This window comes from Rhizobium sp. ZX09, from assembly GCF_017357485.1.
GTDB classification, from domain to species: domain Bacteria; phylum Pseudomonadota; class Alphaproteobacteria; order Rhizobiales; family Rhizobiaceae; genus Agrobacterium; species Agrobacterium pusense.
Genome location: NZ_CP031364.1, coordinates 656,767 through 670,060, shown reverse-complemented (window position 1 = coordinate 670,060; position 13,294 = coordinate 656,767). Strand labels below are relative to the sequence as shown.

The following is a 13,294-nucleotide window of genomic DNA, read 5'->3' as shown; positions in this document are numbered from 1 at the left end:
ATGGTGGACTGGCGAAAACTGGAAGCTGCCGTTGACCGGAAGGTTGGCGGCGCTTTTGGCGAGACGGTCCGCCTTTCGTTCTTGGCGAACGGCAAGACGGACCCGGACCGCCCGCAGATCGTCATCCGCTGCGAGGCCCTGCACACGGAAGACGACACAACGCGACCCGCAGGCAATGCGGTGAGCGGCCCCCATCGCGTCCGTTTCGCTGCGGCGGATGCCGTACTCTTTATTGACCGCTCCACCTACGAAGGCCCGGCGCTGAAAACCGGAGACAAGGTGCGGGCAATGGATCGGGCAGGCGAACCGGTATGGTTGGTCGATTTTGTCAGTGACCGGCATAGCAACCTTATCGCTGTTGCCCTGAAAGAACTTTAGGAGCCTCCATGTCCTTCATCCGTTTTGCTGCCCGCATCTCCGCTGTGGAGGCGATCAAGGGAAACACGGTTGTCGGTTCCAACGTGCTGGACAGCGAAATCGGCGTGCTCGATATCGCTGCCGATGGCTCCTTGCGGACGGATAAGGATAAGCCTTTCATCTCCGTCTACACGGACGGTTCGAAATTGATGGAGGGTCTTGAGCTTCGCTCGCTGGCATCGCCGGGGCAACTCGATATCGTTTTTGAGGCTGGCGTGACCACGGCGCACGCCGTCACCGATGCCGAGACGGACGAAAGTGTTATTCTCGGAATGCCCGCGACCGACGCGACGTTTGAGTTTCACCTTGATATGGCGCTCCGTCAGACCGGCGACGCTCTCAATAACTCGGAGAATGAATGGGCGGAAATCTTCCGCTCTCTCTGTTCGTCGTTTCAATCCGCATCGCGCTCGCGCATCAGCGGCGATACGAACGGCGTGCGGCTTGCCGCGCACCAACTGAAAATCACCGCCAATATGGTGGCCGAACCATTGTGCGGGCAATTGCTCAATCCCGGCTCTCCCTTCGCCAAATTCCTCGCCAAGTGCGAAAGTGATCTTGCTCCGAATGATCCTTCCATGGCGGAAAAAATTGCTCTCATTCGTGCGCAGCTTTCCGGCAACGCCAGCGAATTGCAGACCGCCATGCGGCGATACGGTCTTATTCATGACGAGGCCGACGCCATGTTGATCACGCCTTTCGAGGGGTCGCCCTGATGGCCAGTTTGGTGGACCAGATCACGGACCTTTATGTGCGGATGGCCGAACTTGAGCGCCGCAACCGCAACCGGCGGCGCAAGGGTACGATTGCCGAAGTCAGTGACGACAAATCCAAGTACCGCGTCAAGCTGTCGGAACAGGCGGGAAAACCCTACCTGACGCCATGGATCAAGGCGCGGACCCTCGCTGCCGGTGGCGTCAAGGTCGATGTCCTCTACAGCGTCGGCGAACAGGTGGATGTTGTTTCCGAAAACGGCGACATGACCGACGCGCAGATAGATTTTTCCACCTATAGCGACGACAACGCCCGCGAGAACAGCGACACGCCGTTTCATATCAAGATCGGCGATACCGTCATTGAAGCGTCGGCGGGACAGGCGAAAGTAACGTCGCCGAAGGTGATTGTTGAATCGCCGAACGTGCAACTTGGCGGTGACGGCGGCAAGCGCGTTGCCCGGATCGGCGATCTAGTGCACGTCATGTCCGGTTCTTCATCTGGGAAATGGCCGATTGTGGAAGGCTCGGAACACGTCTTCGCGGTGGACTGAGGAAAGCCCCATGAAAAACTATAAGGTTCGAACCGGCTGCGAAATCGCCGGGCGCTGGCGGTCGGCTGGCGAAATCATCCCCCTGACCGACGACGAAGCCCGCGAGCTTGCGCCGCCCTTCGGCAATGTCGTTCTCCCTGAAAAAGAGGATAGCGCCCATGGCAAGCTCAACCGGCGTAAGCGGCAAGACCGGCGCGCCGCTGAATGATTGGCCGCATACGCAGCAATCAATCCGCAAAATTCTGAGAACGCCGAAGGGTTCGCGCGTTATGCGCCGAAACTTCGGCAGCAATGTTACTGATTTTATCGACGGCAAGATGACGCGGCGGAACGTGCTTGCACTCTATTCCGCCGCAGCAACGGCAATCCTCGAATGGGAACCGCGCTTCCGCATGACTGCCGGGCGCGTGACCCAAGCCGATGCCGGTGGCGTCATCGCGCTCGATATCTTCGGCACCTATTATCCTCGCGGCCATCGCGGCGATTACTCCATTGCGGAGAGCGCCAGCGTCCGCGTCATTTATCCGGGCAAATGACCATGGCGATTTACGCACCGACGACGATTGATGTTTCGCGCCTGCCGTTGCCTGATGCGATTAGCTCGCTGGATTTCGAGACGCTTTACAGCGAATTCAAGGTTCGCTTCCTCGCGTTCTGGAACACGCTGCGTGCGGTCGATCCGTCGCTACCTGAATATGACGTGCAGGATCTCGAAACGGACCCGGCGGGCGTCGTCGGTGAAGCTTGGTCTTACCTGCGTCTTTTGGACCGCCAGAATGTCAATGACACGTTCCGGTCGCTTCTGGCGGCATATGCGAAGGGGTCCAATCTGGACGCCATCGCTGCAAACAGGAACATAGTCCGCCTGACCGTGGTTCCCGCAACCGCGAATGCGGCGGCGATCATGGAGGGCGATGACGCACTGTTGCGTCGCTATCTGCTGTCGTACGATCTGCCGTCCGCCGGTTCTGCCGGTCGCTACCTCTATGATGCGTGGACGGCGTGGCCGCAATCTGCTGACAAGGCCCTTGGCCTTTGGGATGCGCGGGTGAATGGTCGGGCGGTCCATGGCCGTCGCGGTGATACGGATGTTGTTGTCATTGGCCCGATGGGCAGGCTTCCGACCGCCTTGGAGCTGGATACCGTTCGCGCCTCGGTCACGAACCCAAACCGTGCGCCGGAAGCCGTGGCTATCTCGGTCATGGCCGCCGGGCGGACGGAATACGCGGTATCGCTTGTCCTCGAAATTCCGGCGGTCGGACCGTCTGCCGATATCGTCCGGCAGGAAGCGGAAAAGCGTGTCACCGCAGCGGCAACCGCCCGCATCCTCATCGGCGGCGAAATCCCCGAAGCCTTGTTTTCGGGTGCAGCTTTCGGTGAAGGCGTAATCCGGGTGCGCGACCTCGCGCCGGTCATTATCCAGCCCGACGCCTACAAGGTGCCGGTGATGACCAGCCTTAACATCGCTGTCGAGGTGCGGGCATGAGCGACGTAGGTGTGTTGCTGCCGTCATCGGCGGAGCCATTCGAAAAGGCGCTTGCCGCCGGTATGTCGGATGATCTGCCGATACCTTACGCGGTTCTGATGGACCCCTACCAGACGCCTGCACGTTTTCTGCCGTGGCTGGCCGTGCATCATTCGGTCGATCTCTGGTTTGATGATTGGACCGAAGAGCGCAAGCGGGAAATGATTGCACAGTGTGCCGGGGTTTCGACTCTCTATCCCGCGTCTCCCTTGGGTGCGCTGAAAGGCACGCTTGCCGGGCTGAAACGCTACCTCGCGTTTGTTGATGCGGAAATTGTGGATCGCATTGCGCATCCGAACCGCTTCACCTTCGGGCGCGCGGTGATTGGTCGAACGCCGATAGCGCATCAGCCATTCGTTGCGCATTACCTCGTCCGCGTCACGCTGACAGCGCCGAAGAACCGCTTTCAGATTGGCCGCAGCGCCTTTGGGCGGGCGGCAATGACGGCCATCAACCTTGAACCCATCCGCCGCGCCAAGCGCGCCATGACGACCGCCAAGACGCCGGAAACGCTCTATTCGGTCTCCTTCGCGTGGCGGCGCGGCATCACCTTTAACGACAATATTTTCATCGACGGAAGCCATGCCATCGGCGGTTACATGGATCGCAAGCGGCTGGATTGAGGGTAACGACACATGCAGCGCACTTCCTTTGCAGAAGCTGAAATCGCCGATCACGCGGATTTCGAAGCCATCGGCTTGCAGGCGCAGGCCGCGACGGATGGTCTTTGGCTCGATGCCATCGGCTATCCCGCACATTGGGCCGCTTTTACGGTGGCGCGTAAATCGGCGCAGGAAATTACCGTTTCGGCTGGCCGGTACGTCGCCGGGGAAATCGTCTATGCGCAGGAAGCGCCGAACGATATCAACCTTCAGCTTCAAATCCCTGTTGCTGCATCGGATCAGCGATGGGTTGCAATCCTCTTGCGTGGCAAGGAAGTCACCGACGCTGCAAACCGGCCGTTCGAAACTTCCGACGATCCCGAAACCAGTGTCATCGTTAACCGTACAACGCCCAAGACGATCCGCCGGGTTGTGGAACTCATCGTCCAGCCGGGCGATGCGAACCCGGTTCCGGTCAAGCCCGTGGTGGCGTCTACGGACGCGTGTATCGCCTTCGTGCTCCTGACTTCGTCGGGCGTTGACGCTATCGAGCCGGGCAACAGCGACCGCGTCAAAACCCTCTTCGAAGTCGAGGGCCGCGTGACGGCGCTGGAAGTCGATCTTGACGGCCTCTTCATGCGGACCGAGACGATTGAAACGCAGATCGTTAATATTCAAGCCAAGCTGACGGAAATTCCCCGTCCGGTCATCATTCGCCAGATGCAACGCGATATCGGCGCGGCCCGCTTGAAAGTCGATTTGCCGGACGAAGCCCGCGCCTATGTCTTCGACAACGGACTTGTCAAAGATCGATGGGACATGGCGCATGTGGACTGGCTCGCCCGCATCGAAGAGGGCCTGCGTTTCGGTTTTGCCGCCGAAGCGCAGGCGCGGCTTGAAGTGCAGGCAGAAGACGATCCCAAGATTGCGTTTCGCGGTCGCCGCATGGTGCCAGCGTTTGACGAGGTCACGCGCATTGCCAACACGTCGCTGGATGGCACTCTGAACATCTCGCAGTTGGTGCACACTGAAACCACGCTTGTTCGCAGGGAAGCATCCCGCATTCGTATTACCTACGGCCCGACGCAATGGGCCTGTGAGAACGTCGCGGGCTGGTCTGGACTAGGGGGCGATTCCAGGGTGGGGCAAATGCTCAATGTTGGCGGTGAAACCTTTGAGGTTGTCTATCGCGATGCAAATCTTGGGCCCGGCCACCAAACTTACGGCGTTCGGCAAATCCGGTACGAGATTTATAACGAACCCTTCTGGGAATACGTCACTGAAAACGTTGGCGTGAATGGCTCGATTTATGGTCAGTCATTCCTTGTTGCGCAGCCTATGCAGGTGACGAGCCTCGATCTGTCATTTGCCCGCGTTGATACTGACGGCGACGTGCATGTGTTCATCGTAGAAACGACGACTGGCGGCATGCCGCGTTTCGATGCGGTGCTGGCGCAGGGCAAGCTGAACCACGCCGATCTTGTTGTCGGCTGGAATAAGGCTGTGCTTCCTATCACGCTACTGGAAAGCGGAAAGAGGTATGCTTTCGTCACGGTGACCACAGGCGCGCACGCGCTGCATATTTCCGGGTCGAACAAGTACACGGGCGGAACGCAGTTCCTGACGACTGACGGCGCATTTGCCCAAGGTTCGATGGAAACAGATATCTGCTTCCGGCTCAACGCCGCCCGCTATCGCAGCCCTCGCACCGTTATCCCGATGCAGGCTCTGAACCTTGCGGACGGGATGACGCAAATCGACATGCTGTTTGCCGGTTGGGTGCCGGGTGGTTGTGCGCTCGGCTGGGAAATCCGGCCTTCCGGCTCGTCCGTCTGGACCGAACTGGATGACGGCGACCCGGCGACGAACCCGCTTGTCGGCCTTCCGGCTTCGGTGGAATTGCGCATGGTGATGATGGGTACTGCTGACTTGCAGCCGATGATCCAGCTTGACGAAAAAGCGATTTCCCGTGTCGCCCGCAACCGCAACACAATGCGAGCCGTCACCAAAAGCTTCCAGTTCGGCTTTGCGACGACGCATATCCAGACACAATACACGCTGGATGCTTTCGATGCGGACCGCCACACATTCACACCTGCCATCATGGTCGGCAACGCGGTGGTAAACCCGGACACAACGGAAGTCATCGTTGATACGCAGGTGCCGACGCGCCGGACGTATCTTTCCACATATACGCTTGGCGCAGCCGCGAATGCTGCTCGCATGCGTCCAGCCGCCACCACCAACAATGTCGTATCCGTCCCATTCGTGCAGGACGCGTTCATTGCCGCGCTTTAAGGAGTCTCAAATGGCTTTCCAGATCAACCCGGAAAAATCCTACGAGGTGAAGCTGTCTCGCCCGGTAAAGCGCGGGGCTTTTACCTACAAGCCGCTCAACGAAATCACGATGCTTGGAAAGGTGGTGGCGGCCATCATCGAACAGGAAGGCGACGAGGTGCTTGATTATGCCAGAGAGGTCTAACGGCTATCAGGTGCCCTCATACCCCAAGACACTCATCGACCGCATTCTGTGGAATTTCACCATGGGCGACGTCGATGAGCGCCTTCGGGTAGTGGAGGCGCGCGCTGCATCTTTCACCGAACTTGAAGAGCGTGGCATTCAGGCTTCGCTCGACTATATACAGATCAACGTCGCGCCGCAGATCGTCAATTTGCAGCAGTCAATCACTCTGGCCCAAAACCAGATTGATCAGATCATTATTGGCGGCAAGGCACCGGATGCTCTCAAGTTCGGCGGCCAATTGCCAGCCTACTACGCGACGGCAAGCGCTCTCGCTGACGGCCTCGCTGGCAAAGTGCCAAGCGCACGCAAGGTCAACGGCAAGGAACTGTCTGACGATGTGATCTTGGCGAAAAGTGATGTGGGGCTTGGTAACGCCGACAACACTTCCGACAAGGATAAGCCGGTCAGCGATTTGCAGAGGGCCGCTATCGACGCCGTTGCACAGTCCGCGTCCACGAAGGCGAGCAGGCGTAATCGCCACCTCAACCCCGCTTTCCAAGTCTGCCAAGATCGGGCGGCAGGGGCAACGATTGATGTCGCTTCGGCACTTTACGTCTTTGACGGCGTTTTTCTGAACAGTACGGGCGGCGGCGTATTGAGGGCGGGTCAAGCTCTAGCGGTAACTCCCGGCGGTTCCGGGACTAGATTTCGCTCATGGGTAGTCACAGCAGATTCAGCGTATGGCACTGGCGATTATTACGGCGTTGCGTTCAATATCGAGGGTCACGATGTTGCCGATCTAAAGTTCGGCACAGAAGGCGCGCGCCCGTTCACATGGCGCGGTGTCGTCAACCTTCCGCAAGGGACTTACGGCCTTTCGTTCACCAATAATCAATCCGCGTCCATGTCTTATGTGAAAATGTTCACTGTCACGGCGGCGGAGGCGAACAAGGATAAGTTGGTGACTGCGGTAGTTCCGGGGTGCGCAACAGGTACTTGGATCAAGGATAATACCGGTGTCGGCTTGTCAGCGCGAATTACGTTTGCCAGCGGTAGTAACTTCATCACTAATCAGGAAGGTCAATGGATTAACGGCAACTTTGTAGGTACGGCGGCGCAAAGCCCGGGGGTAGGCACGGTAGGTAATGTCTTCGAGGTTGCTGATATTGGCCTTTATGAGGGCAACAACCTTCCGGAATGGGAATTGCCTGACGCAAAAGCCGTTTATCGTGATTGCCTTCGGTATTTCGAAAACGGTGAGGCAACTTTCAACGCTTATGTGCCGGGACCGAATTGGACTTATGGCGTAAACATTGCGTTCGCTGAAAAGAAGCGTGTGGTCCCCAACATGTCCTCAATCGTATTGGAAGGAAGCTTTTCCGGGGTCGATCCAAAAACGTTTGAAAGCTTCTATCACTACATGCAGAGCAATGGCGGAAACAATTACAGCCGCATCTATTGGACGGCGAACGCGAGGCTTTGATTATGATTACCGAAATCAGACTTACAGCGCCGCCTCCGTATACAACCGCGAAAATTGTAATGTCGGACGGTACGGAATGGTCAGATGATCTTTCCCTACCAGCCGACAGCCACATCAGGCGTATGCGGGATGACTGGCTGGCGGCGGGCAATGTCCCCATCGCCTTCGTTGCGCCCGCGCCTGTTGCGCCGCCGATCCCGCGACTTGGCTTTTGGCTTGCCGCCGCTGAAATCGGCGTGACCAAAGCAGGCGTAAAGGCCCATATCGACGCCATGCCCGAGGGCGTTGAGAAACAGCAGGCGATTGTTTATTTCGAGGACGCGCAGCTTTATCGGCGCACTGATCCGCTGTTGAACCAAATGGCCGAACTCGAAAACATCACGCAATCGCAGCTTGACGATCTGTGGACGTGGGCGCTCGCAAACTACGCCTGACGACCTCATGACAATCCGCCTCGCCCGATCTGGCGTGGCGCTTCCTCATCTCCGGCCTTAGCCGGAACCCTCCTTCAAAAATTTGGAACCTTCAACGGAGACCAGCCGAATGGTTGACCTGTCCTATCATCATGGCGTCAAGCTTGTCGAAAGCGCCGACACTCCTTCGCTTGTGCGCGTCCAGCGCAGCGGGATCACGTTCGTGAACGGAACTGCGCCCGATGCCGACCCCGCCGCGTTTCCGCTCAATTATCCGACAATCGTCCGGTCATTGCCGCAGGCGGCGGCGCTCGGCGCGGCTGGCACTCTGTTGGAGGATGTGACCACCATTTTCAACGAAGGTGGCTCTTGGTGCATCGTCAACCGCGTTCCCGAAAGCGCGGATGCTGCGACCCTGCAGAATAACCTTATCGGCGACCCCGTGGCTAGAACTGGCCTTTATGCGGCGCTTCGCGCTAAGGCGATTACCAGCTACCAGCCCCGCGTCCTCATTACCGCAGGCGATACGGGTGCATGGATTGAGGGCGGAGTTGTCTCGGTGTCGCTGACTTCCGAAGGCGACAATCTGACGGAAGTGCCTGACGTGACGGCGACGGGTGGCGGCGCAGACCCCGGTAAGGTGTTGCCGACACTCAAAGCAATCATGGGGACTGGCCCGAACGCCAAGAAGGTGGTTGGGGTTGAGGTCGTCGCTCCCGGCAAGAAAATGTCGGCGGCTCCGCTCTTGACCTTCACGGGCGGGGGAGCCGATGCGGGTAAGGTTCTGCCTGCCGCCACGGCCAATGTCGGCGACGTGGCGAACCCGTTCGTTTCGGCGCTCAACGCCATCACCCCGAAAATCCGCGCTCGCGCTTATATCACGGGACCGAATACGACCGACGCGGAAGCACTTCGGTTCCGCAAAACCGTCAATGGCGGTCGCATTCTCATCATCGATCCGAAGACGATCAAGAACGTCAATGGGGTTCCGGTGACGAAGCCGGTGGCACCTGTCTTCGCTGGCGTTCGTTCCCGCGTAGTGGCGTCGGCGGAAGGGTTTTCGGGGTCGGTCTCGAACAAGATCATCCGCACCATCGACGGCGTTGCGCGCACGATCTCCTATCCCGATGACAGCAATTACCTGAATGAAAATCAGGTCGCAACGATCATCAATGAACGCGGCGGTTTCAGGACGTGGGGTAGCCGTCTCGCGATTGATGATCCGCTGTGGCAGTTCGACAGCGTGCGCGCGACCGCTGATATGGTCAATGAAGCGCTGGAAGACCTCTACTTCCTCTATGTGGACCGTAAGACCACGAAGGGTATCTTCAAGCTGTTTGTCGAAGATGGGAACGACGCCATGCGCGTATTCCAGCGAAACGAAGATACGCTTGGCGGTAGCGTCTGGCTCTCTGACGTTAACACGCCGTCTCTGATGGCGAACGGCAAGACTTTCTTGGAAGTCGAGTTTGAGCCGGTCGCGATCATGGAACAAATCCATATCACCACCCACCGCAATATCGTCCGGTATCAGCTGCTGCTGGACGAAGTGAATGGGGCTATCGAACGCCCCGCACTTTCGCCCGCCGAGTAAGGAGCTTTCGACATGGCGCAAAAAACTCTCCCTTCCTACATCCTGCGGAACTGCATGTTGTGGGCGGACCGTCAAAGCAAGCTCGGGCAGATCGGCGATATCACGCCGCCGGTTCCCGAAGCCGTCCGCGAGGATGTCCGCAATGCCGGGATGATCAAGGCCCGCAAGGTCCATCTCGGTTACAACGCGCTGGAATTCAGCTTCAAGATGCCGGGCATGGACCCGCAGATTTTGAAGCTGCACGGCATCAAGATCGGTTCTGAAACGCCCTTCATGATTACCGGCGCGCTGGTTGATGAGGATGGCACCACGCACAGCGCGGTGATGACTATTCGCGGCAGGGTCTTCAAGCCGGATGCCGGGACGTGGAAGGCTGGCGAGCTTTCCGAAAACGACTACGGAGTCGACGTGAACTATTACAAGCTCGAAATTGACGGCGAAGAAATCTACGAGATGGACGATTTTGATTTCAAGGTCGGTGGCGTCTCGCAGTTCGGCGATATCCGCAACGCCTTGCTGCTGTAACGGCTGGCGCTTCTTCCTTCCCCAAATCCTTCCAATCCGGCCCGCGCTCTGCGGGCCATTTTTTCAGGTGATCCCATGGATTCCGTAAATGTAACGCTCGCCAAGCCGGTCGAGCTTGAGGGCAAGACCTATTCCCAACTGACGTTCCGCGAACCGGAAGTCGGCGACCTCCTGTTAGCGGATAGCTCTTCTCCTGGCATCGGCCAGATGGTCGCGCTGCTGGCCCTCATTTCTGATGTGCCTCTGCCTGCCTTTAAGAAGATCAAGGGCGGCGACTTTAAGAGCATCGTCGCCAAGACAAAACCGCTCTTGGGAAACGACCCGACGAACACGACTGGCGAATAGTCGCCGTCTACGTTGCCGATACTGCGAAAACATCGCTCGATGTCATCGAGCGATGGCCCGCCCGAAAGCTCCTTGCATATTTCAACACCTGCAAGGAGTACCGGAAAATCATGAGAGAATGACCATGGCTGTCCAGCAAAGCACTCTTCGCGTCTCCCTTCTTGATGATGTATCTGCCCGCGCGAAGCATATCACGCGGTCGCTGGATGGCCTGCGGGCGCAATCTGTTTCTGCCTTCGCACCCATGCGCGGTTTGATCGGGCAGGCTGTCGCCCTCGGTGCTGGTTACTTCGGCGTCACGCGTGGCTTCGAGGCGACGGCAGGCGCGGCCATCAGTTTCGAGTCTGCGTTTGCGGACGTTAAAAAGGTGGTCGAAGCCAATGACGAACAGTTTGAAAACATGCGCCGCAGCATTCGGCGCATGTCCGGCGAAATCCCGCTGGCCGCAAACGACATTGCCGCACTGTTCGCCGCCGCAGGTGAAAGCGGTATCGCGACCGAAGACTTGCAAAGCTTCGCGGAAATGGCTGCGCGCGTCGGTATCGCCTTCGATCTCGGCGCAGGCGAGGCGGGCGAAAGCCTTGCCAAGCTGAAAACGCAGCTTGGTTTGACGGTCGCCGAGACCGGCGACATGGCCGATGCCATCAACCATCTGTCCAACAACATGGCGTCTAAGGCCAAGGATGTGACCGAATTCATGTTGCGGGTCGGCTCCTTCGGTGAAATGGGCGGCTTCGCAAAAGAAGAACTTGCGGCCATGGGTAGCGCCATGATCTCCGCCGGTTCGGATGCCAGCACGGCGGGCACCGCCATGTTGAACGTCATCCGCGCATTGACGAAAGGCGAGTTTGCCAAGAAGTCGCAGCGGGACGCCGCCAAGGCGCTCGGGCTGCATCTGCCGTCCATCGCCAAGGATATGCAGAAAGACGCGAAAGGCACCATGCGCAAGGTGCTGACGGCGATTGCGAAAGCGCCGAAGGATAAGCAGGTTTCCTTGCTGTCCGAATTCTTCGGCGACGAAGCGCGCGCCTTCATGCCGCTGGTCGGCAATATCAAGCTGCTGGATCAAGCGTTAGACAGTGTGGCCGACCGCACGAAATATGCAGGTTCGGCATTCAATGAGTACATCCAGCGCGCCAGCACCACGCAAAACGTTCTGGACCTGCTTGGGAACAAGATTTCCAATGTCTTTGCGGAAATCGGCGACAGCATGTTGCCGACCATCCGCGAGGGCGCGCAGGGCATCGGCGAAGTGCTGGACACGCTCGGCAACCGCGTGACGATCTTCGACCAGATCACGAATTTCACGAAGGGATTTGCGCAGGGCTTCGGCTATACGGGCGGCATGAAGGAATTCATGAACGATCTAGGTGACCTGTTGCTTGGTCCTGTCGATCCGAATGCCGCCGACCGCATTGGAGCAATCTTCATGCGGGCAAAGGAATGGGGCGCTTCGATCCGCGAATTGAACGATGCGATTAAGGGCAACCCTATCGCCAAGTTTTTCGCGGAAATGTCTGGCTACGGCTTCCAGCTTTTTGCATGGGGCATGGGTATCTCCATGTTGGCGGGCACCATTCGCAAACTCGCGGCGGCGCTTTTTGTGTTGTCAGGCGCAAGCACGTTGCTCGGTGCTTTGAAAACTATCGGTTCAATCGCGGCAATTGCTGGCGGCGGTGCTGTGGCGGGTGGTGCCGCTGCGGGGGCTGGAACTGGTTCGGCGGGTGCGGCGGCAGGCGGAGCGGCGACGGCTGGTTTGCTCGGGCGATGGGGTTCGATCGCTACCGGCCTAGCTCGTATAGGCATCTATGGAACCGCTGGCGCTGGCCTTTGGGAAATGGGTAAGGCCACCTATACCGGCGACACCTTTTATAAGCAGGGAAAAGCGTGGCTTCCCGGCCCGGAAGACTTGCTGCACGCGGTCGGAAGCTATTTCGCGTCATCCTCGCCTTCGACCGCTCTTCCAGCTTCTGCGTCTGCGCAGTTGTCGTTGGATGCAGCGCGTTCGGCTCGGGCTGCGGGCTTTGGCAAGTCTACCGACAACCTGCCGGGAAAAACTATGGATGATCTAGGAATCCGAACGGTTCGGATTGACGCATCATCTCTCGCCCAAATGGAGCGGCCCTCCGGCACGCAAGACGTGCGAGTAATTAACCCGCAGCGCCCGGATATCACGATCCATGCGCCAATTACGATAACAGGGGTGGTCGATCCGCGTGCCGCTGCGTCTGCGGCAGTCAGCGAGATTTCGAATGCGCTAGCTCCGAACCTCGAAGGGTCATTCAGTGATTAAGGTTTAGCCTCGTAAACCACCCACCACTGTTCGCCCTCTTCGTATGCGCGGTAACTGATCGGGGCTTTCTGACCGTTGGCAAGCATGGCTATGCCTTCGCATTCCAAGCGGGTATCAGTTTTTGAAACCTGTTTGGGATCGATGACGCCGACAACTTTGACCTGAAAGGCGTTCGTGTTCTCGGTAGAGATTTTCACAACATCAGGCACTAGGCTCTTGCAGGTGTAAGCCGTTGCACCAAAAAGCTGGACGGAAACGGAATCCCAGTTGCTATAGGCATATATCGCTCCTGCGATAATCGCCGCCCATATGATGCGCTTCGGCCATTCGTTTGCTGCTGGTGTTTCCGTCTGGCTCTCAGTCATT

Annotated in this window: 16 protein-coding genes; 15 read left to right on the top strand and 1 reads right to left on the bottom strand. The window is 58.2% G+C overall.

The features are described 5' to 3' along the window. The 15 genes from BTN45_RS17735 to BTN45_RS17665 all read left to right on the top strand — a co-directional run bounded on the left by BTN45_RS17735 (position 1) and on the right by BTN45_RS17665 (position 12,928). The gene (locus BTN45_RS17735; RefSeq protein WP_207590336.1) at positions 1-378 is read left to right on the top strand and encodes a hypothetical protein; all 378 of its coding nucleotides are present in this window, start codon (positions 1-3) and stop codon (positions 376-378) included. A gap of 8 nt (positions 379-386) precedes the next feature. After that, on the top strand, positions 387-1,133 hold the full coding sequence (locus BTN45_RS17730; RefSeq protein WP_207590334.1) for a hypothetical protein: 747 nt from the start codon (positions 387-389) through the stop codon (positions 1,131-1,133). Continuing rightward, positions 1,133-1,684 (top strand): phage baseplate assembly protein V, encoded by a 552-nt coding sequence (locus BTN45_RS17725; protein WP_112495636.1) that lies wholly within the window; start codon positions 1,133-1,135, stop codon positions 1,682-1,684. The genes BTN45_RS17730 and BTN45_RS17725 overlap by 1 nt, the downstream gene beginning before the upstream one ends. A gap of 10 nt (positions 1,685-1,694) precedes the next feature. Next, positions 1,695-1,892: a hypothetical protein gene (locus BTN45_RS17720; RefSeq protein WP_207590329.1), complete on the top strand. Its 198-nt coding sequence runs from the start codon at positions 1,695-1,697 to the stop codon at positions 1,890-1,892. Next, on the top strand, positions 1,843-2,220 hold the full coding sequence (locus BTN45_RS17715) for a GPW/gp25 family protein (RefSeq protein WP_207590328.1): 378 nt from the start codon (positions 1,843-1,845) through the stop codon (positions 2,218-2,220). Before BTN45_RS17720 ends, BTN45_RS17715 begins: the two co-directional genes overlap by 50 nt. A gap of 2 nt (positions 2,221-2,222) precedes the next feature. Then, positions 2,223-3,170 (top strand): baseplate J/gp47 family protein, encoded by a 948-nt coding sequence (locus BTN45_RS17710; protein WP_246751702.1) that lies wholly within the window; start codon positions 2,223-2,225, stop codon positions 3,168-3,170. Then, positions 3,167-3,832 carry a phage tail protein I gene (locus BTN45_RS17705; RefSeq protein WP_207590327.1) on the top strand — a complete coding sequence of 222 codons (666 nt, stop codon included), beginning with the start codon at positions 3,167-3,169 and terminating at the stop codon, positions 3,830-3,832. Before BTN45_RS17710 ends, BTN45_RS17705 begins: the two co-directional genes overlap by 4 nt. Before the next feature lie 12 nt (positions 3,833-3,844). After that, positions 3,845-6,109 (top strand): hypothetical protein, encoded by a 2,265-nt coding sequence (locus BTN45_RS17700; protein WP_207590326.1) that lies wholly within the window; start codon positions 3,845-3,847, stop codon positions 6,107-6,109. Positions 6,110-6,119: 10 nt separating this feature from the next. After that, on the top strand, positions 6,120-6,293 hold the full coding sequence (locus tag BTN45_RS17695) for a hypothetical protein (protein WP_207590324.1): 174 nt from the start codon (positions 6,120-6,122) through the stop codon (positions 6,291-6,293). Between the two features lie 61 nt (positions 6,294-6,354). After that, positions 6,355-7,758 (top strand): hypothetical protein, encoded by a 1,404-nt coding sequence (locus BTN45_RS17690; RefSeq protein WP_207590322.1) that lies wholly within the window; start codon positions 6,355-6,357, stop codon positions 7,756-7,758. A gap of 59 nt (positions 7,759-7,817) precedes the next feature. Next, the gene (locus BTN45_RS17685; RefSeq protein ID WP_207590321.1) at positions 7,818-8,192 is read left to right on the top strand and encodes a hypothetical protein; all 375 of its coding nucleotides are present in this window, start codon (positions 7,818-7,820) and stop codon (positions 8,190-8,192) included. A 109-nt stretch (positions 8,193-8,301) separates the two neighbouring features. Next, entirely contained in the window at positions 8,302-9,765 is a 1,464-nt protein-coding gene (locus BTN45_RS17680) for a phage tail protein (protein WP_207590320.1), read from the top strand. Positions 9,766-9,777: 12 nt separating this feature from the next. Then, positions 9,778-10,290, top strand: a complete 513-nt coding sequence (locus BTN45_RS17675) for a phage major tail tube protein (RefSeq protein WP_207590319.1) — start codon at positions 9,778-9,780, stop codon at positions 10,288-10,290. Positions 10,291-10,365: 75 nt separating this feature from the next. Next, positions 10,366-10,635, top strand: coding sequence for a phage tail assembly protein (locus tag BTN45_RS17670; RefSeq protein ID WP_207590318.1), 270 nt, complete (start codon positions 10,366-10,368; stop codon positions 10,633-10,635). A 124-nt stretch (positions 10,636-10,759) separates the two neighbouring features. Beyond that, positions 10,760-12,928 carry a phage tail tape measure protein gene (locus tag BTN45_RS17665; RefSeq protein WP_207590317.1) on the top strand — a complete coding sequence of 723 codons (2,169 nt, stop codon included), beginning with the start codon at positions 10,760-10,762 and terminating at the stop codon, positions 12,926-12,928. Here the strand turns inward: BTN45_RS17665 and BTN45_RS17660 are convergent. Further along, positions 12,925-13,293: a hypothetical protein gene (locus tag BTN45_RS17660; RefSeq protein WP_207590316.1), complete on the bottom strand. Its 369-nt coding sequence runs from the start codon at positions 13,291-13,293 to the stop codon at positions 12,925-12,927. The genes BTN45_RS17665 and BTN45_RS17660 overlap by 4 nt on opposite strands. Between the last annotated feature and the right edge of the window lies 1 nt (position 13,294).

Excerpts from the sequence above, each read along its gene's own strand:
- BTN45_RS17705 (WP_207590327.1), top strand. The coding sequence starts at position 3,167 with ATGAGCGACGTAGGTGTGTTGCTGCCGTCATCGGCGGAGCCATTCGAA.
- BTN45_RS17700 (WP_207590326.1), top strand. The coding sequence starts at position 3,845 with ATGCAGCGCACTTCCTTTGCAGAAGCTGAAATCGCCGATCACGCGGAT.
- BTN45_RS17670 (WP_207590318.1), top strand. The coding sequence starts at position 10,366 with ATGGATTCCGTAAATGTAACGCTCGCCAAGCCGGTCGAGCTTGAGGGC.
- BTN45_RS17735 (WP_207590336.1), top strand. The coding sequence starts at position 1 with ATGGTGGACTGGCGAAAACTGGAAGCTGCCGTTGACCGGAAGGTTGGC.
- BTN45_RS17710 (WP_246751702.1), top strand. The coding sequence starts at position 2,223 with ATGGCGATTTACGCACCGACGACGATTGATGTTTCGCGCCTGCCGTTG.
- BTN45_RS17665 (WP_207590317.1), top strand. The coding sequence starts at position 10,760 with ATGGCTGTCCAGCAAAGCACTCTTCGCGTCTCCCTTCTTGATGATGTA.
- BTN45_RS17660 (WP_207590316.1), bottom strand. The coding sequence starts at position 13,293 with ATGACTGAGAGCCAGACGGAAACACCAGCAGCAAACGAATGGCCGAAG.
- BTN45_RS17685 (WP_207590321.1), top strand. The coding sequence starts at position 7,818 with ATGTCGGACGGTACGGAATGGTCAGATGATCTTTCCCTACCAGCCGAC.
- BTN45_RS17725 (WP_112495636.1), top strand. The coding sequence starts at position 1,133 with ATGGCCAGTTTGGTGGACCAGATCACGGACCTTTATGTGCGGATGGCC.
- BTN45_RS17720 (WP_207590329.1), top strand. The coding sequence starts at position 1,695 with ATGAAAAACTATAAGGTTCGAACCGGCTGCGAAATCGCCGGGCGCTGG.
- BTN45_RS17675 (WP_207590319.1), top strand. The coding sequence starts at position 9,778 with ATGGCGCAAAAAACTCTCCCTTCCTACATCCTGCGGAACTGCATGTTG.
- BTN45_RS17730 (WP_207590334.1), top strand. The coding sequence starts at position 387 with ATGTCCTTCATCCGTTTTGCTGCCCGCATCTCCGCTGTGGAGGCGATC.
- BTN45_RS17695 (WP_207590324.1), top strand. The coding sequence starts at position 6,120 with ATGGCTTTCCAGATCAACCCGGAAAAATCCTACGAGGTGAAGCTGTCT.
- BTN45_RS17690 (WP_207590322.1), top strand. The coding sequence starts at position 6,355 with ATGGGCGACGTCGATGAGCGCCTTCGGGTAGTGGAGGCGCGCGCTGCA.
- BTN45_RS17715 (WP_207590328.1), top strand. The coding sequence starts at position 1,843 with ATGGCAAGCTCAACCGGCGTAAGCGGCAAGACCGGCGCGCCGCTGAAT.
- BTN45_RS17680 (WP_207590320.1), top strand. The coding sequence starts at position 8,302 with ATGGTTGACCTGTCCTATCATCATGGCGTCAAGCTTGTCGAAAGCGCC.